The sequence below is a fragment of the Phytobacter palmae genome (assembly GCF_039409775.1).
GTDB lineage: Bacteria > Pseudomonadota > Gammaproteobacteria > Enterobacterales > Enterobacteriaceae > Phytobacter > Phytobacter palmae.
The window spans coordinates 1-21,147 of the sequence record NZ_JBCIVJ010000027.1 but is presented as its reverse complement, the minus strand read 5'-3'; the positions used below and the strand labels follow the sequence as shown (position 1 = coordinate 21,147).

General features: G+C 56.5%; 19 protein-coding genes and 1 pseudogene. 18 read left to right on the top strand and 2 right to left on the bottom strand.

All coding sequences use genetic code 11. The features are described 5' to 3' along the window. The first annotated feature begins 4 nt into the window (after nt 1–4). The 18 genes from AAIG39_RS22475 to AAIG39_RS22390 all read left to right on the top strand — a co-directional run bounded on the left by AAIG39_RS22475 (nt 5) and on the right by AAIG39_RS22390 (nt 19,910). Nucleotides 5–361 (top strand): TIGR03750 family conjugal transfer protein, encoded by a 357-nt coding sequence (locus AAIG39_RS22475; RefSeq protein ID WP_004115534.1) that lies wholly within the window; start codon nt 5–7, stop codon nt 359–361. Beyond that, nucleotides 358–1,017 (top strand): PFL_4703 family integrating conjugative element protein, encoded by a 660-nt coding sequence (locus AAIG39_RS22470; RefSeq protein WP_004115533.1) that lies wholly within the window; start codon nt 358–360, stop codon nt 1,015–1,017. Before AAIG39_RS22475 ends, AAIG39_RS22470 begins: the two co-directional genes overlap by 4 nt. Further along, nucleotides 1,017–1,967 carry a TIGR03749 family integrating conjugative element protein gene (locus tag AAIG39_RS22465; RefSeq protein ID WP_006785972.1) on the top strand — a complete coding sequence of 317 codons (951 nt, stop codon included), beginning with the start codon at nt 1,017–1,019 and terminating at the stop codon, nt 1,965–1,967. The genes AAIG39_RS22470 and AAIG39_RS22465 overlap by 1 nt, the downstream gene beginning before the upstream one ends. Next, entirely contained in the window at nt 1,957–3,456 is a 1,500-nt protein-coding gene (locus AAIG39_RS22460) for a TIGR03752 family integrating conjugative element protein (protein ID WP_006785974.1), read from the top strand. The genes AAIG39_RS22465 and AAIG39_RS22460 overlap by 11 nt, the downstream gene beginning before the upstream one ends. After that, nucleotides 3,440–3,835, top strand: a complete 396-nt coding sequence (locus AAIG39_RS22455) for a hypothetical protein (protein ID WP_020899223.1) — start codon at nt 3,440–3,442, stop codon at nt 3,833–3,835. Before AAIG39_RS22460 ends, AAIG39_RS22455 begins: the two co-directional genes overlap by 17 nt. Then, entirely contained in the window at nt 3,835–4,245 is a 411-nt protein-coding gene (locus tag AAIG39_RS22450) for a TIGR03751 family conjugal transfer lipoprotein (RefSeq protein WP_023205278.1), read from the top strand. Before AAIG39_RS22455 ends, AAIG39_RS22450 begins: the two co-directional genes overlap by 1 nt. After that, nucleotides 4,245–7,103, top strand: a complete 2,859-nt coding sequence (locus tag AAIG39_RS22445) for a conjugative transfer ATPase (protein WP_160840701.1) — start codon at nt 4,245–4,247, stop codon at nt 7,101–7,103. Before AAIG39_RS22450 ends, AAIG39_RS22445 begins: the two co-directional genes overlap by 1 nt. Continuing rightward, a complete protein-coding gene (locus tag AAIG39_RS22440) occupies nt 7,100–7,477 on the top strand; it encodes a hypothetical protein (RefSeq protein WP_016808254.1) in 378 nt (125 codons plus the stop codon). The genes AAIG39_RS22445 and AAIG39_RS22440 overlap by 4 nt, the downstream gene beginning before the upstream one ends. Nucleotides 7,478–8,168: 691 nt before the next feature. After that, nucleotides 8,169–9,263: a DNA adenine methylase gene (locus tag AAIG39_RS22435; protein WP_032636803.1), complete on the top strand. Its 1,095-nt coding sequence runs from the start codon at nt 8,169–8,171 to the stop codon at nt 9,261–9,263. Then, the gene (locus tag AAIG39_RS22430; RefSeq protein WP_032636805.1) at nt 9,260–11,488 is read left to right on the top strand and encodes an Eco57I restriction-modification methylase domain-containing protein; all 2,229 of its coding nucleotides are present in this window, start codon (nt 9,260–9,262) and stop codon (nt 11,486–11,488) included. The genes AAIG39_RS22435 and AAIG39_RS22430 overlap by 4 nt, the downstream gene beginning before the upstream one ends. Then, nucleotides 11,481–12,053 (top strand): hypothetical protein, encoded by a 573-nt coding sequence (locus AAIG39_RS22425; RefSeq protein ID WP_016808250.1) that lies wholly within the window; start codon nt 11,481–11,483, stop codon nt 12,051–12,053. Before AAIG39_RS22430 ends, AAIG39_RS22425 begins: the two co-directional genes overlap by 8 nt. Continuing rightward, nucleotides 12,043–13,182, top strand: a complete 1,140-nt coding sequence (locus tag AAIG39_RS22420) for an AAA family ATPase (RefSeq protein ID WP_110212582.1) — start codon at nt 12,043–12,045, stop codon at nt 13,180–13,182. The genes AAIG39_RS22425 and AAIG39_RS22420 overlap by 11 nt, the downstream gene beginning before the upstream one ends. 3 nt (nt 13,183–13,185) lie before the next feature. Then, on the top strand, nt 13,186–14,490 hold the full coding sequence (locus AAIG39_RS22415; protein WP_032636809.1) for a 5-methylcytosine restriction system specificity protein McrC: 1,305 nt from the start codon (nt 13,186–13,188) through the stop codon (nt 14,488–14,490). A 682-nt stretch (nt 14,491–15,172) separates the two neighbouring features. Further along, nucleotides 15,173–15,571, top strand: coding sequence for a TIGR03757 family integrating conjugative element protein (locus tag AAIG39_RS22410; RefSeq protein ID WP_032636811.1), 399 nt, complete (start codon nt 15,173–15,175; stop codon nt 15,569–15,571). Further along, nucleotides 15,568–16,560: a TIGR03756 family integrating conjugative element protein gene (locus AAIG39_RS22405; RefSeq protein ID WP_032636812.1), complete on the top strand. Its 993-nt coding sequence runs from the start codon at nt 15,568–15,570 to the stop codon at nt 16,558–16,560. The genes AAIG39_RS22410 and AAIG39_RS22405 overlap by 4 nt, the downstream gene beginning before the upstream one ends. Further along, nucleotides 16,560–18,035 (top strand): integrating conjugative element protein, encoded by a 1,476-nt coding sequence (locus AAIG39_RS22400; RefSeq protein WP_032636814.1) that lies wholly within the window; start codon nt 16,560–16,562, stop codon nt 18,033–18,035. Before AAIG39_RS22405 ends, AAIG39_RS22400 begins: the two co-directional genes overlap by 1 nt. A gap of 10 nt (nt 18,036–18,045) precedes the next feature. Further along, nucleotides 18,046–18,384 carry a hypothetical protein gene (locus AAIG39_RS22395; protein ID WP_032636816.1) on the top strand — a complete coding sequence of 113 codons (339 nt, stop codon included), beginning with the start codon at nt 18,046–18,048 and terminating at the stop codon, nt 18,382–18,384. A 2-nt stretch (nt 18,385–18,386) separates the two neighbouring features. Further along, the gene (locus AAIG39_RS22390) at nt 18,387–19,910 is read left to right on the top strand and encodes a conjugal transfer protein TraG N-terminal domain-containing protein (RefSeq protein ID WP_032636818.1); all 1,524 of its coding nucleotides are present in this window, start codon (nt 18,387–18,389) and stop codon (nt 19,908–19,910) included. A gap of 24 nt (nt 19,911–19,934) precedes the next feature. On the opposite strand, the gene AAIG39_RS22385 is transcribed toward AAIG39_RS22390, so the two are convergent. Both AAIG39_RS22385 and AAIG39_RS22380 read right to left on the bottom strand, forming a co-directional pair. Continuing rightward, entirely contained in the window at nt 19,935–20,336 is a 402-nt protein-coding gene (locus AAIG39_RS22385; RefSeq protein WP_050597357.1) for a hypothetical protein, read from the bottom strand. 195 nt (nt 20,337–20,531) lie between these two features. Beyond that, nucleotides 20,532–20,981 (bottom strand): annotated as a pseudogene (locus AAIG39_RS22380) (DDE-type integrase/transposase/recombinase); the annotation flags it as partial. Nucleotides 20,982–21,147: the final 166 nt, after the last annotated feature.

The window sequence follows — 21,147 nt, the reverse complement described above, 5'->3', positions numbered from 1 at the left end:
GACGATGCAGACCATTCGTTTTTTACCTGACCGTCTCAACAGTGAGCCCGTGGTATTTCGCGGGTTTACCACCCATGAGATGGGGCTGGCAGCCCTTGCCGGCGCGGGTGCGGGTCTGCTCCTGTCACTGCCGTTTATCCCGCTTGCCGGCTGGGTTGTCGTTCCCACCGGCCTGCTGGTCATGCCGCTGCTGCTCGTCTGGTTCGGCGGCCGCTGGATGGCCAGGCTCAAGCGCGGTAAGCCCGAGAACTGGCTCTGGCAGCGACTGGAGACGAAAAAACGCCGGCTGGGGATGGGCAATCCGAAACTGATTGTGGATGCCCGGGGCTGGTCAGTGAAACGTAACAGGAGAGCCTCATGAGCCGTTTTCGCCATGCGGTAAAAGACCGCGACCAGCATATTCAGACGCTGCGCATCGCCTGCGCCGTGCTTGCCTTTTTCCTTTTATTCACCTGTGCAGGCTGGATGCTGGCACCCAGCAAGCTGACCGTGCATAACCCGCCGGATTTACGTACCGGCAGCACGCGGCCCTGGTGGGAAGTGCCGCCCCCGACGGTCTACTCCTTTGCGTTCTACATTTTTCAGCAGCTCAATGCCTGGCCGAAAAACGGCGAGGTGGATTATTCCGCCAAAATCAATGCGCTGTCGCCGTATCTGACGCCGTCCTGTCAGGATTTCCTGAAAGCGGATGCAAAGAAACGCGGTGACGCCGGGGAGCTCACCGACCGCGTGCGCGTGGTGTATGAAGTGCCTGGTCGCGGTTACCAGTCACAGAGCGTGACCGTACAGGATCGCGATCACTGGATTGCCCGCCTGGACGTGGTGGCCGACGAATATTTCCATGCCGAGCCGGTCAAACGCGCCCTGGTACGTTACCCGCTTAAAGTGGTGCGCTGGGAAGGTGATGCGGAGCGCAACCCGTTCGGGCTGGCGCTGGACTGTTATGCCGGTGTGCCCCAGCGTCTGGAGGCGGCACCGCCTGCACCTAAACCGGAGAAGTCAGGAGTGTTTCAGTGATGAGTAAAAACCCCCACTACCGCGCCGGGCTGATGGCGCTGTCCTTCGCCCTGCTGCCCCTGGCAATGCTGGTATCACGTCCTGCCGGCGCAGATGAGCTGATGAAATGGGAGCGTATTCCGCTGCAGATCCCCCTGAAGGTGGGGCAGGAGCGGGTGGTCTTTGTGGACAAAAACGTCCGCGTCGGTTTTCCGCCGGCGCTTAACGGTAAACTCCGGGTGCAGAGCACCGGGGGAGCCGTCTACCTGAAAGCCGACAGCGCCTTTCCGCAGACGCGGGTGCAGCTGCAGGATGTGGAAAGCGGCGAGGTTCTGCTGTTTGATATCGCCGCCGGTGAAAAAGGGCCGACTGAGCCGGTGCGGCTGGTCTACAGCGGTGATGTCAGCACGCTGAGTCACGCCGGCGATGCGGCCGGTCAGCCAGGTGGTGCAGACCGGGCTGCTTCCGGATCAGGCTCATCTGCTCCCACCGGCAGCGATGATGGTACTCAGGCAAAGCGTAAAAAAATCCGCTACAGCGCCCCCATCCCGGTGCTGCTGACCCGATATGCCGCTCAGAGCCTTTATGCTCCGGCACGTACGGTCGAGGCGGTCCCGGGTATTCATCCGGTCAATCCTCATCTGCCCCGACGTGTCAGCACGCTGTATCCCTCTGAACCATTAACGGTCACGCCGCTGGCTGGCTGGGGTGTGGCAAACCGCAGCGTGGTGGCACTCAGGCTCACGAACACCGGCAGCCGTAAGGTCGTTCTGGATCCACGCTCGCTGCAGGGACAGTTTGTGTCCGCCACCTTCCAGCACCGCTGGGTCGGTCCGGCCGGCACGCCTGAAGACACCACCACGGTGTATGTGGTGACCGCCGGTCGTCCGGAGAGCGCATTCATTGCTGAGCCGTCTGCACTGCGTAAAGCGACCCGCACGGTAAAACAGGAGGCCCGCCATGCAGATTAAATCTAATGCCCTGGTGAAGTTTATCGTGCCGGCCGTGGTGATTGCCGGGCTGGCCGTGGGGCTCAAAAGCTGCAAAAACGAACCGGCAGAACAACCTCAGGCAAAACAAAGCGGCTCCCTGAAAAACCTCTCGCCGGATGAACTGAAGGCGCTGGGGGTGGAAGGCGACACGCCGGAGGACACCCTGCGCACGCTCATCGGCCGGCTGAACGATGTGCGTGACCGCCAGAAAACGCTGGATAAGCAGAACGCGGATTTGGTGAAAGAAAACGAACGGTTGCGCCGGCGCAATCAGGACGTTTCAGGACAGGTGAATGAGGCCGTTAATGGCCTGCGCGAGCAGTACGACAAGCGGCAGGCTCAGCTTCAGAACGAACAACTGAGCCTGACGGCGAAAATCCAGGAGCTGACTGACAAACTCAAAAAGCCTGACAGCGAGAAAAAAACGGCGGACAGCGATATCCCGCTGGGGCTGGGACTGGACGGCATGGGCAGCAGCACCGGGGGGAGCGCTTCTCAGGGCAGTGACGGCATGATGTGGGTCGCGCCGACGGACCAGAAAGAGACGGATCCGCGGGATGCGGCCAGCGGCAAAGCCTCACCTCAGTTCCCGACCTCTTTTCTGGGGGAAAATGAGCTGACCCGCCAGAAAGCCGCCTATGAGCAGAAAGTGAAGGGACGGACGAATGAAAAAGGGGCGGAAGAGAGCGCCGAGCCGGTTTACACGCTGCCGGAAAATTCCACGCTGGTCGGCAGCCGCGCCATGACGGCACTGCTTGGCCGGGTGCCCATCAACGGCACCGTGACCGATCCTTATCCGTTCAAGGTGCTTATCGGTAAGGATAACCTGACGGCGAACGGCATCGAGTTACCGGACGTCGAAGGGGCGATTGTTTCGGGGACGGCCAGCGGCGACTGGACGCTGTCCTGCGTGCGCGGGCAGGTTAACAGCGTCACCTTTGTTTTTTCCGACGGTACGGTGCGCACCCTCCCCAGACCCGACACCAGTAACAACGCCGGCGGGCAAAATAATAACGCTCAGGCTAAACAGGATACCGGCACCAGTGGCGGTATCGGTTGGATTTCGGATGAAAACGGGATCCCGTGCATTGGCGGCGAACGTAAGTCCAACGCCTCCACCTACCTGCCCACCATCTTTGGCCTGTCGGCTGCCGGTGCGGCGGGTGAAGCGATGAGCCAGGGGCAGTACACGACGCAGAACAACGTGAATGGCATTTCCGCCACCATGACCGGCGACGCCGGACAGGCGGCGCTGGGGAAAGCCATTTCCGGCGGCATGTCTGAAACCACCGACTGGATCAAACAGCGTTACGGGATGACGTTTGATGCCATTTATGTGCCGCCCGGTGCCCGTCTCGCCGTGCATATCACCCGTCAGCTGGCCATTGATTATGAAGATAAGGGCCGTAAGGTGCGCTACGACTTCACCCTGCCGGGTGGCGTCAGTGACAATGGCGGACTGGACTGAGTACACGGCCATGGCGGGACAGATAACGTTTTTCCCTCTTTCATCCGTGTGCTGGATGTTCAGCGACGGGGCAGGCTGGCATATTGACGTGATCCCTGCGTCTTCTGCGGTTCTGTTGCTGCGACCCGTCGCGCTGTTGCCTGCCGGCGCACCTTTACTGCGCTGGCGCAATGGCCAGCTTTTACTGGATATCGGCAGGTTCTCCCTGCCGCTCAGTGCCCGGGAGTGTGCCGTTTCGTGGCGCAGCCCGAAAATCCCGCGCCGGCTTTACTGCCCGCGTATGACATTACGGGAGCTGGGGCACCTGCTGAATGTCAGTGCGTTCGTTTTTATCTGCGGCGGTTACGATCCGGCCGCCTCACAAAGGAGATACCGGTAATGTACAGAACGGTTTTCATTCTGGCCCTGAGCTGTGTAATGCTCAGCGGCTGCTCAACCTCCAAAGAGGAAATGCTGCCGGCGGGCGATAACACCATGCTTGAACTGTGGAACGGGGCGGACGGTGGCGGCAGTACTTCCCGCCATTCTGCGGCGGCCCGCGACACGCTGCGACGCCCGCTGACGGGCAGCGAAACGCAGGCGGACGCGCAGGCCGACCGCAGCTACAGCCGTACTCAGGAAAGCGAAATCACCCAGCAGTTTCCCCGGCTGCCCAACCCCGACATGGTGATGTACCTGTATCCCCATCTGGCAGACGGTAACACGCCGGTGCCGGGTTACAGCACTGTGTTCCCGTTCTACAGCCAGACGCAGTATGCCATGCCTGGCGAGCGCACGGAGGCCCTGTAATGCTTTCACTGTTTACGCGTAATAAATCCACCGACCGGCAGACGCCGGTTGATGACGGCCAGTCCGTTCAGGCAGATGAAACCCTGACCGCGGCCGTGAAGGGCCGGCAACCTCTGAAGCGCCCCGGGAAAATGACGCGCCAGGATGAGGAGAAGGTTTATCACGCCAATCCGTCCATCATTGACTTTTTGCCCTGGGCAGAATTTCTCGATGAAGAGCAGTGTCTCCTGCTTGATGACGGCGTGTCGGTGGGGGCCGTTTATGATGTGACACCGGTGGCGACCGAAGGGCGAACCGAAGAGCGCCTGGAGCAGATCCGGGACTCGGTTGAGGATGCACTTCAGGACAGCTTTGATGAACATGACGTGAATCCCTGGGTCGTGCAGTTCTTCTGCCAGGACGAGGACGACACTGACGCGTACCTGGACAGGCTGCGCGGGTATGTCAAACCACATGCACAGCGCACGGCGTTTACCGACGCCTGGCTGGGTGAAATGGAGCGCCATATCCGCAGTATCTCCCGGCCTGAGGGACTTTTTACTGACTCGCTGATTACCGGCCAGCCGTGGCGCGGGCAGCAGCGCCGCACCCGGATGGTTGTTTATCGCTGGCTTGGTAAAAGCCGGGATCCGATGCCGCCGGTGGCGATGCTCAATCAGGTGTGTGACCGGGTCGTTAATGCCCTGGGCGGGGCGGGGATCCGCTGCACCCGGCAGAACGGCCTGCAGGTGCATGGCTGGCTGCTGCGGCTGTTCAATCCGTCACCGGACTGGGTGGAGAAAACCACGCTCTATCGGCAGGCTGCTTACGCAGACCCGCGCGAGACACCTGAAGGCACCGTGCCGGTCAGCAATGATTTTGCCGAAACCCTGTGGTTCACGCCGCCGGTTTCAGACCCGGAAAACGGCGTGTGGTGGATTGACAACAAGCCGCACTGCGCGGTGGCGGTGGAAAAACTGCGTACACCGCCGGAGCCGGGCACCCTGACCGGCGAGAAAAGCCGGGGTGAAAAGAAAATTAATGCCCTGATGGATATGTTTCCGGAAGGGACCATGGTGTGCATGACCGTGGTGGTACAGCCCCAGGACCGGCTTGAAGAGCAGTTTAACCGGCTGTCGAAAAATGCGGTCGGTGAGAATACCGAGTCGGGCCGCGTCCGCCAGGATGTGAAGACGGTCAAAGAGTATCTGGGCAACCGGCACAAGCTGTACCGGGCGGGGATCACCTTCCTGCTGCGCGGCGACGACATGACCAGCCTGAAGCGCAAGCGGCTGGAGCTGTCCACCGTATTGCTAGGGGCCGGTCTGCAGCCGGTACGGCCGGAGTTTGAAGAAGGTCCGCTGAACAGCTGGCTGCGGGCGCTGCCGATGTGCTTTAACCCGGACAGCGACAAAAAACACTGGTATACCCGTCTGACATGGGTTCAGCACCTGGCAGGACTTTTGCCGGTAACCGGGCGGGAAACCGGCACGGGGCATCCCGGCTTCAGCTTTTTCAACCGCGGCGGGGATACCCTTACATTCGATCCGCTCAACAAGCTCGACCGCACCCAGAACGCGCATCTGCTGTTGTTCGGCCCGACCGGGGCGGGCAAGTCGGCCACGCTGTGTGCCGCGCTCTCCCAGCTGATGGCCGTCCATCGTCCGCGGCTGTTTATTGCGGAGGCCGGCAACTCGTTCGGCCTGCTGGCCGACTTCTTTGACAGCCTCGGGCTGACGGTGAATAAAATCAGCGTCAAACCCGGAAGCGGCGTCAGTCTGCCGCCGTTTGCTGATGCTCACAAACTGGTGGAAGAAGGCCTGGCCGCCCAGGCCGTGGATGAGAGCGACCTGCCTGATATCGACACGGACGACGATGGCGAGGATGACAAGCGTGACGTTCTCGGTGAAATGGAAATCTCCGCGCGCATGATGATCACCGGCGGCGACCCGAAAGAAGAGGCTGACCTTAAGCGTGCCGACAGGGCGATGATACGTGAGGCGCTGCTGATGGCGGCACATGCCACGTATAAGGAAGGGCGGCAGATGCTGCCGTCTGACCTGCAGAAGGCGCTGTACGACATTGCCTCTGACAACGATGAGGGCGTCATCAATGTCCGCAATGCTCAGCGCAAGGCGAAAGCGGCGGAAATGGCGGAATCCCTGGGCATGTTCACTCAGGCCGGGAGCTTTGAAGCGGAGCTGTTCAACCGCGAAGGGGAGCTGTGGCCGGAAGCGGACGTGACGCTGGTCGACCTGGGGCATCTGGCGCGTGAGGGTTACGAGGCGCAGATGGCCCTGACCATGGTCTCGATGACCAACATGATCAACAACATCGCGGAGCGTGACCAGTTCCTGGGCCGGGATATTGTCTTCACGGTGGATGAGGCGCATATCGTGACGGTCAACCCGCTGCTGTCGCCCTACATGACGAAGGTGGTCAAGATGTGGCGTAAGCTCGGTGCCTGGCTGTGGCTGGCCACCCAGAACCTTAAAGACTACCCGGATATTGCCGAAAAAATGCTGAACATGGCGGAATGGTGGATTTGTCTGACCATGCCCCCGGAGGAGGTCAAAGATATCAGCCGTTTCCGCGCGCTCACGCCGGAGCAGGAATCGGTGCTGCTTTCCGCCAGTAAACTGTCGGGGTGTTATACGGAAGGCGTGGTACTGGCGAAACGGATCGAAGCGCTGTTTCGCGCCGTGCCACCCAGCCTCTTCCTGGCACTGGGCATGACGGAAAAAGAAGAGAAAGCCGAACGCCGGGCGCTGATGAATCAGTTTAACTGCAGCGAACTGGAGGCGGCAAAACGCGTCGCACTGAATCTGGACCGTCTGCGCGGTCTGACGGAGAAACAACAGGAGCCTGCCACGGTATGATGACACTGAAGTACCCTGAACCCACTATTCATGAGCACAGTGGCTCAGCCCTGTTCACCCTGTCGCCTCAGGGGGAGCCCGGTGTGCTCCCGGCGACCCATCAGCACCTGGTGAGGCTGCGGGCAATGCTCAGGCAGCGCCTGACCGGTCCGGTCAGAATGACCTGTCACCCGCACCGGGTGGGACTCAGCAGCAGCGTGGCCATCTATCTTGAGGGAAAGCTGAAGCAGGCGGTGAACATCCTTATCACCGTGACGGGACAGACGAGCTGGCCGCAGGAAGAGGAGTATGCGCATCCGCGCTGGTATATCACGGTGCCGGATTCGGCCGACCTGGCGTATCTGATGCTGTGGATTAACGGGCTGGACGTTTAAAACGAAAACTTGCCTTCACCAGGTGCATGATAACAAAAAGAACAGAATGCTTTTTTGATGCCGGCCGCTGGGGCCGGTTTTTTTATGACTGGCGAGTTTTAGTAAAACGGTAACGCGCGAGGTGTGGGATGAAAATAAAGTTTCATCCTTGAAAATAGAGTTTCACCCTAAGCCAACGTGCGCTATGTTGATGATATCAACTAGGACGTTGGCTTTGTTATGGCTGGCACATTAAGACTCGAGATACGTCGAAAATTGGATAAATGTATTGCTAAGCAGTCAGGTTTCCCTATAGCTCGCCTTCGGAGTAGGAGAAACCATGAAGGATGCCGTCTGGTCCGCGAGTAAAAAGTGCTGCATTGTACGTAAGGTTAAGAATCGCTGTCATAGTGTATCTATTCAGTATGTGTATATATACAATAACGCAATTGCACAGACATATGCGGGGCGTTTTCATGCGATTCACTGACCTCAAAAGTGAGACCTTAAATCTAAGAGTTTCCAGAAAGTTCAAACAGGCCTTAAAGGAGGCAGCGGAGCATGAGCAGCGGAGCATGGTGAATATGCTTGAGGTACTCCTTTGTGACTATTGCGACCGCAAAGGCATTGTGTTGCAAAGCCCAGAAGCCAGCCAAGAACTTGGTCAGGGTCGAGCAGTAACTGGCCGTAAAAAAAACGTAGGGGTTTCTATATGACTTTTCGCTATATTGGCTCCAAATCTAGACTCATCGACAAGATAGCATCCCACATTGGGCCGCCTAGAGAGGGCGCGTTTTTTGTGGATGCTTTTTGTGGAACTGGAGCTGTAGCTGAGGCTGCTGCGGAGCATGGTTGGAATGTGCGGATTAATGATAGCTTGCACTCAGCTGTTATCTCTGCTGGAGCACGTCTTATCAGCCATGATCAGGTGACCTTCAAAAAACTTGGTGGGTACTCTGGTGCTGTTAGCAAGCTAAACGCAGTTAAGCCATTGCATGATTTTATGTGGCGCACTTATAGCCCCGCTTCGATCGATACGTGTGGAATTGAGCGTAGGTACTTCACCGAAGAAAATGCAGCTCAGATAGACGCTATGCGCTGCTTGATTGCTGAGTGGAAAGGTGCCGGATATATTGACGAAATTGAGGAGAGGCTATTGATTGCCGATCTCTTTAGTGCACTGAACCGCGTTGCCAACATTGCGGGCACTTTTGGCTGCTTCCTCTCCAAATGGACAAGCCAATCTCAAAACAAGATTGCCATGCGTTGCCGTGATCTCAAAGAAACTGGCGTGTGTGTTGAGGCTACCGTGGGTGATGTGTTCGACGTTCCGAATGTTGCACACGACCTCGTGTATTTGGACCCCCCATACACCAAGCGTCAATACGCGAGCTATTACCACATCCTTGAAACGGTGGCTCTTGGCGATGAGCCTGTGGTGGAGGGGGTTGCGGGACTTCGTCCATGGAAGGCCTTGGCTTCTGACTTTTGCTACAAGAGCCGTGCTCTCAAAACACTCTCGCGTCTGGTGCATGGCTTGAAGGCTCAAAGGGTACTGCTCTCGTACAGTAGTGAAGGGCACATCTGCATGCAGGACATGAAGGCTGAGCTTTCTAAGATCGGCTCGTCCACAATGTACCCTTTGGGCGCCATTGGTCGATACCGGCCAAACAAGGCAGCCAGTAGCTCGGCGTCCGATGTGAATGAGTTTTTGGTGGTCGTGAAACGGTCCATGGCACAGCTTCCCCAAGCCCAGTCAAAAACAGTTAAAGCCATCAAACCCGTTCTCGTGAGGAGCTATGTATGAGTGCTCCTCGGCCTGTTGAATCAGAGTACCTAGCCCCAGCAGAAGCGGCACTCACTCAGGCTGTGGGAGGGGACTATAGCCTAACCAGCTTTGAGCTTCGGCTTCAAGTTTTGGAGGCAGCGTCAGCGCGTTTTGGCGGGTTTGACCTAACGGCGTTTCATGAGGCTTTTGGAGTCAAGAGCAAGCGCGCAGCATCAGAGCTTTTGGAGCTTGCGGTACCTGTAGCAAGTGCCATCGAGCGTTCACCTATTCACCCTGCTTTGGCACTGAGTGTCTTGGCGCGTGAGGTCTTGCATGAGCAGGATCGAAAAAGCACGGGCGCCTACCATACGGATTTTCGCCTGGCTACACGACTGGCGAAGCTCGCAGCCCCCAAGCTCACACACAAGAGCAAGGTGATTGATCCTGCCTGCGGCGCAGGAATTTTGCTAGCAGCGCTGACTCACGCAGTGTGTGGTATGGATAGAGCCAAGACGGCGCATTGGTTGGCTCACGGTGTGTGTGCAGCGGATCTTTCTGGCAACTCTTTGCGTGCGGCACTGCTTGCGCTTGCTTCGTTCACTGATGATGTATCGACTCTTAAGGCTATGCGTGCCCGTTGGTACTGTGGCGATAGCTTGATGGCAGATCGCAAGGTTTGGACTGCCATGGTCCCTGAGGGGTTTGATGCGGTGATCGGCAACCCACCATGGGAAAAGGTCAAGATCTCACGGCACGAATTCTTGAAGTCCTCAGGCACCAAGCGCCACTACGGGGCCCAAATTCATGGGCTTGATGAGGATCTGTTTGCCCAGCAGCGCGATGAGGTAGCGAACTACTCTCGTCGCCTGTTGGCTCGCTATCCCGATTTGGGTAATGGAGAGCCAGACCTATACATTGCTTTCACGGACCTCTTTTTTGAACTCTGCAAAAAGCAGGGTGTGGTGGTTGCACTAATTCCGGGTGGGCTCATTCGCTCGCAAGGTACCCGCGCCATGCGGCAGAAAATCTTTGATGCGAGCCAAAGCGTGTCCATGTCGATCATCGATAACCGTGCACGGTTCTTTACGATCGACACACGCTTTAAGTTCCTAGCCGTGGCTCTCACTAAGGCTGGCTCTGAAAAGAGCAAGCGTGAGCCCATCACTCTCATGCATGAGCGGGGCACCCCTACGGGATTGGAGATTACGGGAACTGCCACTATTGGGCGTGCAGCACTTGCGGGTGTTCGGGGCGATTTGAGCCTGCCCGAGGTTCGTAACGTGTCTGAGTGGAAGCTCTTCTCAAAGATCGGAGAAGCAGGTGTTTCGTGGGAAGAGCCTGGTTATGGCTGGACCCCGAAGTTTTGCCGTGAAGTTGATATGACCAAGGAGCGTCCTAAGTTCCTGGGGCGTGCCACGCCTGGCGCTTTGCCACTGGTGGAAGGTCGAATGGTGCAGGCGCATCGCTTTGGTGTAAAAGGGCACGTGTCAGGCACTGGTCGCCGTGCGTTGTGGGAGGCTTATGCCATCGGAGACTCACGCCTTGCCCCCCAGTTTTGGATTCGCCCCTCCGACATGCCCAGTGCTAACCAGCACCGTGCGGACGTGCTGCGTGTGGGCTTTTGCGACATTGCGGGTCAGACCAATGAGCGTTCGCTCATGGCCTCGTTAATTCCTGCTGGGGTGGTCTGTGGCAATAAGGTACCCACGATCCTTTTCCCTGAGGACCCATCGGAAGAACGGCTGCTGGTGTGGGTGTCCATCGCTAACAGTTTTGCCTTTGACTGGATGCTTCGGCGTGTGCTCACTACGACGGTGAATTACTTCCTGCTGCAAAGCGTGCCCATGCCAAAACTCGCCAAAGATGGTTTGCCATGGAAGAGGCTGGTGAGTGCTGCACGCGAATTGCGCACACTTGACAGTGCGGGGGCTACTCGTGAAACCTACGAGCGCATGGCGCAGCTTCGTGGGGAGATTGATGCGGAAGTGGCCGTGGCCTATGGGCTCGATTTAAAGGACATGGAGTTAGTGCTCCAAGACTTCCCGCTTTTGGATCGGGGCCAAGTGGGCTTGCCAGGTGAGGCCAAGTCCACAATTACCCGAGATAATGTTTTGGCTGCAATGGCAAAACGCACAGGAAGTCTGTCTACAGTTTGGTCGCACCGTGCGATGCAGGCACGCGCGCTGGGGGCGATTGCTTATGTGCCCTCTGAGCTCGCCCTAGGGGGCGAAGAAATAGAAGAAGGATCCAAAATTCATGGCTAATGGAGCGGGACAGGTTGCTCGAATTCTGTACAAGGAGATTGTTGAGGGAGATCGACGGAAAGCTGATGCGGAGTCTAATGACTCTGATTCTGGAGGGGGGGCAAGAGACTTTCGATTTCCCTACGAGGCGGTGTTGCCAGCTGTTGAGTTGATATTTCCCAATAAAATTCTCCGGGGTGGAAAGGCAGTACATCAAGGTACCTTCTTTTGGAACGAGCCGGACTCAACACAGGTTGTATCAAGAGCAGCTGAGTTTATGTCACCCACAAAGTCTCGGCCGAGAGAGGGATGGATTTCTCAGGTGCCGAAATTTTCATGTTTTGATTCGGACCGAATGCCATCAGGGGGAATTGGGAATCGCGTTTTGTTGCTTCTGATTCAGCTTCATGACCAGTCGGTTTGGCCGCACTTCGCGGAAGAAGCAACTCTTCGTGTTAAAGGCGTTTGGGATCCTTCAGTTGCTCAAGAGCTATTGAGTTGTTTGGATGCACAGCGGGCTGCTAATCGAGCCGTAATTGGCTATATCGACTTCACGAACATGCGTAGGTTCTGTAATGGTAAGTAAAAACTGCAAACAGGTGTTAAAGCTACTCGCACGTTCGCGCAACGTGCTGGTGTCTGGTGCACCTGGCACGGGCAAGTCCAAGCTCTTGGCCGAAGTTGCTTTGGCCTTTGAAACAGCCTTTGGTCTTGCTCCTGCAGGTGGCCCACCGCAGCTCAATCCCATGGGCGGCATCCCTATTCCCCCTGCTGCTGGGGTTGTTAAAGACATTCCTGCACCCACCAAGATGGACCGCAAAGTCTTTCGGACGGTCTTCCACCAAAACTCCAAGTACCGCGATTTCTTATCGGGCATCACGCCTGCGGTCAACAAGACAGCAGGAGACCCAGACTTCACCATCGTGAAGGGGACTCTGTACCGTGCCAGTGAGCATGCGAAGGGTGCCAATGGGGCTGCACTGTTGATCATTGATGAGATCAACCGAGGTCCTGCGGTGCAGGTGTTCGGTGGTGCCATTGTGGCCATTGAGTCCGATAAACGCTTGGCCTCTGATGGGGCCAAACTTGCTGAAACGCAGTTCTTTGAAATGCTCGATCCCGTCTCTGGTGATGTGATCGAATACGCACTGCCCCATGACCTCTATATCTTAGCTGCGATGAATCAGGCCGATGCGTCTGTGGAGCCCTTGGATGTCGCGTTCTTGCGTCGTTGGGAACCTATGCGCCTAGAGCCCGATGAAGCGGCTTTGCGGACGTTTTACGGTTTGGGTGCCAAGGGTGTCAATGCATTGCCTGATGTACCTGCCAGCGTGAACGATGCCTTGGAGGCTTCGGTGAGTGCCTGGATTGCTGTAAACGCGCAAATTGCTCTGGGCCGTGGTCCCGAGTTTCAGATCGGGCATGGTGTACTGATGTCGGATGTGAAGCCGCAAACATTGGGCCTTAATGAAGCTTTGGGCACGCTGTGTGTAGGGTGGGCGAAGGTGCGGGCACACGTGGAAGAGGTATTCTTCGGGGACACACGAGGAATTGCAGCGGCTCTTAATGCGCTCGATGGGCCAGCCTTTAATCCGTTCAAGCTCACCGAGACAACTTTTGCGGATGATTTACGCTTTCGTTTTGAAGGGCCCACGAATTTTGCTGAGAACAATATCTACGCGGCTCTCAGGGCATTTGCCAATCCGAGGGGGTAGCACGTGGTGAACCCCCGAACACGGCTGTCCCTAATTGAGTACGGTACACCCGTTGACCTGAGCCGTGCGATTGCTGAAGCGATTGGGGTGGATCGCACAAAGGCCAACAGCCTTTTATTGGAGGCTGGGAACCGGGCTGCGTCGAGCTTGAGGCTTAGCTACAACCCTATCAGTGTGGATGCCAAGGGCACACGTGCCATCGATTTTGCGGGCCTCATTCGCCTGGCACCTTCACTGGAACTGGAAGTTGCTCCCAAGTTTTTGGGACTCGACGACACAGATGCAGCGTGGCGCGAAGATTTCTTTTTCCTCTCCACGCTTTCACGTCATGGGCGTCTCTTGGCTTCCGAACGCTTATCGGCATCAGGTGGTACCCCAAGGGATTTGTCTACGCTGGTAGCTCGTTCCATCACGAGCATGTACGAGGCCCGTAAACGTCGGCCACTGCGCAGCTATCGTAGTGTGCGTGAAGCAGACTTCTTCATCGATGGGGATCCTGATCCGGTGGATCTCATCTTTCCTTCACCTGATGGCTTTGAGCAAGAGCTCATTCGCTTTGATCGCAAGAACGGTTGGAACGGGGATATCGTGGCAGCGGCCAGGGAGTTACTCCCTGAAGTAAGTGACCCTTCAGCCGCAAGTTCGCTGGTGCGTTTGATTGAAGACCTTTCGCCTCAGAACGTTGCTGCTAACCGTCGAAACCCCATTCCTGCACGGCACCGAGCGTGGAAACCACTGCATGAGCTGTCTATCGATGTGCTCGGAGGCCTGGGGCTTAACTACAAGCAGGGACAGGCCCATGCACCTGGTTACTTAGTGAATACCTGGCGCGTGTGGGAAGATCTGTTAACGGTGGCCGCACGATTGGGCTTTGGTCGCAGTGCCGTAGTGTCCCAACAGGGCTATCCCTTAGGCACTAAAATCAGGATGATTACCGGTGCTGTGAGCAAGCTTTCAGTGTACCCAGACTGTGTAATTGAGCTCGATGGAACAAGGCCCAGGATGCTGCTGGATGCCAAGTACAAGGGCCACGTGGAGAAGGGACAGCTTCGCATCAGTGAAGCTGACATCTACGAAGCCCTAGCCTTCTCCAAGGCTACTGGATGCAACCTAGTGGCACTAGCCTATCCTGCACAACCAAGCGATGCCCCGCAGCCCGTAGGGACGTGCACTGTCTTTGAAAAGGCTGTGGTGGATGCCGTGCAAATCGTGGGCATTCAGATTGAGAGCCGCCTGATTTCTAGGGCGGGAGCTCTCAGATTATTTGCCACAAACATGGCTGCTGGGGTTACAGCAGCCTTTGTGTGATTGATTCAAGGGCTTCTTCCTAACAGATTTAGCGATGGTTGATTTTACATTTAGGGGCGGTATGAAAACGTTTAACATTGTCGGCAGCCAGGAGCTTGACTGCGCCATAACAGCAGGTTAAGTAGTTCCAAGTGTTGGCGTACCAGTATGCCTTTAAGGCTTTCTAATCGCTAAGTATGAATCGCCACGGGTTTAACAGTCACCTGGAAGGCGTCAGTCCGGAGGCCTTCGAAAAGGCCTCACCGTGAGGACAGATACTGTCTGCGGAAGCGGGGGCATTCCAAAGTGCCTGCTGCTGATCATCAAAACTTCAGCCACTGCCCGGTTTAGCCCGCCCCCGGATCCTCCTCAGACCGAGCCGTCAGTCCGACTGCGCTATGGGCCCTGACCCAAAACTGAAGTTCGCGCACCTACGCAAAATCTGTAATTACTCGACTGTTTAGCTGAGCCAAATTTTACGTATGAGCGTAGTTTTCAGCCCCGTTTTTCTCAGATTAAGCGACCAAAACAGTTTTCACACGGCTTGGGCACGCAGCGGTCAGTCAGAACAGGTAAAGCAGTGGGAAAGGAAAAGTCTAAACTCGCAGATTAATTTTTGAGTTCTGAAAATGAGTTTATTGCGGCTTTTATGAACGGCCGCGGGCACGCTGACAGACGATTCAGTCTGACGGAGTCCCGATTCATGAAACTGACCTCTCTTGTTTTCCTGCCGGCTCTGCTGCCGGCATCCGTACTGGCCGGCACGGTCGTCTTCACCGACAGTCAGCATCTGCCGGCAAATCTGCCGCCGGACGTGCCGGTGGTCCTTCTTGATGGTCCTGACCGGCTGCAGGCCGACATATTCGGGGAACTGCCTGCAGATCCGCAGCAGGCCGAGGCACACGTCAGGCAGGTTATGGCGTCTCCTGCCTGGCAACAAAAACAGCTGCAGCTGAATGATTCCTATCGCCAGGTGGTCCGGGCCTGGGAACTGGGCATTAAAAAAGTGCCGGCAGTGGTGTTTGATGACCGCGATGTGGTGTACGGCACCACGGATGTGGCCGTGGCCACATCCGTGCGTAACCGGGGAGGTGGTCAGTGAATACAAAACCTTCCCGCATCAGAACCACGGTGTGCTCGCTGGCGGTTGCCACGGTACTGGGTACGGCAACCGCGCCGGCAGCTGTTGCAGCACTTAACACTGCGCAGATTATTGCCAGCGCCGTGTCGCAAAACTGTATCAGCTGGCGTGTCAGTGGCATCTGTTACTGGCTGTTCTGCACCCCCTTTGGCTGCAAAGTGCGCACGTCGGTCAAAGTCACTCACTTCATTCCTCAGGCAGTCGTTTCGACCTATGTCGCTCCGGGCGGCAACCCGTGGCAGGAAATGGCGTTTGTCAGCCAGACTGCCGGCGGGTTAGAGAGTGCCGTGACCAGCGGGCTTTCCGGTGTTTCTGCCGGAGGAGCCAATCCGGCCGACATGAAAAATCCCGGCCAGCGCAAGTCCGCCGTGCGTTTCAAGTATGCCGATGCGATTGGCCACCCGGCCACCTCCCTGATTGGTGGCAGTATCCCGGGCTATTCCTGTGATACCGCAGCCACCCCTTTAATGCCTTACTTCCTGAGTACGCTGGATTCGGCGGCCTGGCGCACGGGCGTGCCGGAGTCCCTGTATCCGGAAGCGCTTGTACCCGGCCAACGGGAAATCGGCAGTCAGGCCGCGGCCAGTATGTGGGGCAACATCTATCCCCGTTCGGGGTTTATCAGCCAGACCGATGATGACAAAGCCTCTGCCGTGGTGGCGCAGCGTGTGGCAGACATTATCACCCGCGCCGGGCAGCCCCATGTTTATCAGGTGCTCCGGGGCAACCGCCATGACGGGTACTGGCCACCGGGCGAGGTCACGGAAAACACCGGCACGCGCAATCACAAATGGCAGCGGCTGGCTCCCCACATGACACAGTCCTGTGCCGTCTTCCCGGACGGGAGCCACACCGCCGCGAGCGATAACAACGAAGCCTTTGCGCTCTGGCAGCCCTACAGCTGCTGCAAAAAGCGCGGGCAGAAATTTCTGGGCAGCACTGATATCTGATGAGGAAAATCGTGAAAAAATCACCTTCATTTTCAGCCGTTCGCGTAAGCCTGCTGCTGACCGGCTCCCTGCTGACCGTTCTCCCGACCGCGCACGCGGCCGATGATGACAATACCATCCTCGGCATGTCCCTGCCGCAGGTGAACAACAGCGCCATCGGTTACGGCAAGTCCGTCGATGGTGCGGTGTCGGACAAACTGTTCTACACCCTCGGCGGCGGCTCGGTCATTTCCCAGCCGGCCACGCGCGGCAATATGCAGAAGCTGGGGCTAAATACCGGCTGGAGCAGTGACCTGATGTGCGGCAACTTTGACCTGAAAACCACCGTCGGCAACCAGCTCAACGGCGTCACATCCGGCTTTAAAAACCTGATGGGCGACGTGATTCAGGGGGCCACCGGCGCGGTGGCCAGTCTGCCGGCGATGGTCATTCAGCGGGCTAATCCCGGTCTGTATGACATGCTCACCAACGGCGTACTTCAGGCCAATGTGTCATTCGACAAGGCGCAGCTCAACTGCCAGAACATGGCGAAAAAGATGATGGACTTCAGCGACAGCAGTAACTGGACACAGCAGGCCATGATGGATGAATACAAATCCATCGTAAACAGCGGTGATGCCGACGCAGTTCGTGTTGATGACGCAGGTCGCAAGGCCAGCGGCGCTTCAGGCAGTAACTGGGTTGGCGGCCAAAAACGTGGGGGGGCGGGGCAGCCCGCGATACGTGTCACCCATGACCTTGTCGCTGCCGGCTACAACATGATGAACGGTCTGCCCGTCACGTCTGATTCGACTGTCGCCGAAAGCAGCTGTAACGGTGGCGCATGCTCTAAATTCGGCAGCGCTGAAGAGGCGGCGGCCATGACCGTGAAGGTACTGGGCGATCGCTCGATGCGCACCTGTGCCAACGCGAGCGAATGTACCAGCGGTGATGCGGATGACCAGCCCGGTACGACCGTTGCCGGCACCGGCTTTGCCCCACTGCTGGAAGAGGCAACTAAAGCCAACGCTGAGCAGCTGGTCAGGCTCATCAACGGTACGGAAAAGCCCACGGCCGCGAATCTGGCGAAGCTGAAAACCGGCGGACTGCCGGTGACGGCTGGCGTGATTAAAGCCCTGCAGCGTGACCCGGATAATGCTGCCCTGACCGCCCGCCTTGCCGGCGAGCTGGCCATGTCCGACACGGTGGAAACGGCGCTCCTGATGCGACGTATGATGGTCACCGGTATGTCAGAGCCCAATGCCGCCGCCCAGGCAAAGGCAATAGGTGCTGCCGGTGAGCGCATCGAGGCACTGGACCGTGAAATCGCGGCGCTCAAAACCGAGATGGAGATGAAGCGTGAACTGTCACGTAATTCGGTGCTGACCATTATCGACAGGGAGAACCAGCGCGTCGAAACCAACCCGCAGACCCAGTCTGATGACAATACCGACAGTCGCTTCAACCAGATGGCAGCGCCGCAGTCGGCTGAATGAGGGAATAAGGATGCGTAATAAAACGACTGTCAGGAAAGTCCTTACCCGTGCCGGCATCTTCCTCGCCTGCATGGCGCTGTTCATGGTGGTCTCACTGATGATGGCTGACACCGCCATGAAACATCCGACTGAAGCTGCTGCATTCCGGAGCTGGATGCAGTCGACGCGTTACGGCTGGCTGATGTGGCGACTGGCGCTGTATGCGCTGGTTGCCTGGGGCCTCTGGAAAATCCGGCATGCGCCGGGCTTCCGGGAGGCATACCGGCGGCCGCTGCTGCGCATCAGTGTGGTCAGTGTGCTTTTTATCGCGCTGTGTGAGTACGCGATGTTTACCGGTCCGGGAGCCTGACGATGACAACAAACAGCTATCTTGAGTATTTTCTCACACTGCTCGGCTGGGTCATCAACAATGGCCTGTGGAACGTCCTGCTGGGCACCGGCCTTTTTGTTCTGCCGCTGGCGTTCAAGGTGGTGGGCATCTGGCTGAAGGTCCGCGAAGAAGGGGAGGATGAAGGCAACAAGGGGATGCTGTCGCTGCCCCGCATTGAAAACGCGCTGTATGCCGGGTTCCTGGTGATGATTGCCTGCTGTGTGCCGCTGATTAACGTCAGCCTCAGCACGATGCAGTACGATACAACCCGGGCCAAAACCTGTGGCGTCTGGACGCCGAAAGCCCCAGATGAAAGCGGTTATGCCGGCGTGGTATCCAGTCTCAACGATCAGACGGCTGCGGCACCGGTGTGGTGGGTACTGATTCATAAACTCTCTAAAGGGGTCACCCAGGCGGCCGTGGCGACCATTCCCTGCCGCCCTGACATGCGGCAGATCCGCTTTGAAGTGCAGCATACGCGTATCGACAACAAAGCGCTGGCGCAGGAACTGCAGGACTTCACCAACGACTGCTATTCGGTTGCGCTGTATCTGTGGAAGCAACAGGATCAGGGCCAGACAAAGGACAAAACCACGCTGCGTGATATCGAATGGATTGGCAGCAGTACCTTCCTGAGCCGGTACTATCCTTCGTTGCAGTCCAAACTGCCCCGGGCTGCGTTCCCATGGTCTGACAGCCGGGACAGCGGGCGGCCCAATACCGGAAGAGGCGGCTATCCCACCTGCAGCGAGTGGTGGAGCAGTACGGACAATGGTCTGAAAGCGCGGGTGAAAGATCAGGCCGACCCCGATATGTGGCTGCGTATCTCGGCCGCAATGAAAATGTCAGGCTTTAACGACAGTGACTATCAGGAAGCCGTCATCCGTCGTCTGGTCAGCCCGGAAAGCCTGACGGTCTCACAGAATGGTCACGTGTATGCCGGCTATGGCGGCAACGCCGATTTTACCCTGGATAATGCAGCGGCACGCGTGGCGGCAATTGGCGGGACATCTCTCGGCAGTCTGGCGGCGTTCCCGGCGTTCGATGCGATGCGACAGGCGCTGCCAATGATACAGGCCATCCTGCTGATGGCAATGTATGTCATGCTGCCGCTGATTCTGGCGTTTGCGGCTTACGAGTTCAAGACTGTTATTACGCTGACCTTTGTAATATTCGCCTTGAACTTCCTGACGTTCTGGTGGGAACTGGCGCGCTGGCTCGACAGCTGGCTCCTGACAGCGTTGTACAGTTCAGATACACACAGCCGCTTTAATATGGCGGGACTGCAGAACAGCTCAGATGACCTCATTATGAATCTGGTGATGGGAGCGATGTTTATTGTACTGCCTGCTGTTTGGCTGGGAGCTCTTTCGTGGGCAGGGGCCAGCGTGGGTGTCGCTGTTAGCGCTGCCTTTCAAAAGGGTACTGAAACTGCTCAGAATACAGGCGGGAAACTTGGAGAAGCTGCTGGTAATGCTATCGGCAGTAAAGCAACCAAAGGGTAGTTTTACTGGTACAGTTAATTCGGCCTAATCTTCACTCGGGGATTTGTAAGGAGCGCCATCATATTCATTATTGGTGGCGCTATTCATTACAAATTCATCATGAAAATTATTTTCATCTTTCTTTTCATTAAAACTATTTATTGAAGCATTTTCAGAGCCAGATCCGATATGTGTTATGGCAGCAATTAAAGCCCATAATAAAACTGCGCTGCAGCTTATCAGGAGACCGCCTGCTATAAGCGCAACTAACGAACAAAGGACAGCTAAAAGCAGCGGCATGTGGCCTAACCACTTCGGCAGTTTGTATAGTTTAGCCAGCATGACGCAGCGCTGATCTAAACGTGTAAAAATTTTTTTGGTACCCTTCCATATTGCAGCGAGACGAACACCACGTTCCCAGGCGCGTTTCTCTTGAGACTGATACATATCCCCCTCCGAAGTAGGTGAGTTCTCAGGGACTATAGCGGATTTTTTGAGCAATTGCTAATTACTGTTTCAGCACTCTGGGCTACCTAATAAATTCTCTAAAATCATAAGGTTAATATTTTTACCAATTCGTTACGACTACCCATCATAGAAGGGGATTCTATGCGTAATGTAGTGGTCAACTAAAACTGGCCTCTACTTTGAGTTTTTCCAGTATCGTTTTTCCGATTCGTTTGGTGGTAACGCGCCGTTATATTCGTGTGGCCTGAGTTCGCTGTAATACCCAACAATATAGTAAGTTATCGCATGGGCAGTATCGCTGAAGCTTATATAGCCAGTCGCTGGCACCCACTCATTCTTCAGGCTTCTGAAGAAGAGTTCCATTGGGCTATTATCCCAGCAATTTCCACGCCGACTCATACCTTGTCTGATCCGATATCGCCACAGACATTGCCGGAACTGCCTGCTTGTAAAGTGGCAGCTTTGATCGCTGTGGAACATCACCCCGGCAGGCTTGCCGCGAATTTCCCACGCCATTTCCAGCGCTTTGATAGTCAGTCTGCTATCCGGTGAGAACGACATTGCCCATCCCACTGGTTTCCTTGCGAACAGTTGGAGAACTACGGTGAGGTAAGCCCAGCGCTTGAATCACCTTGTTTATATCTGTCCCAGATAATCGCCTTCTGTTCTGGTATGTAGTTAATCCGAGTTCTTCGTTTCATGGCAACGTCCCACTTGATTAAGGTAGCGTTACATCGACCCGTTGAACTCACAGCACGAGGCGGACATGTTAACGGGGCAAGATATCTGG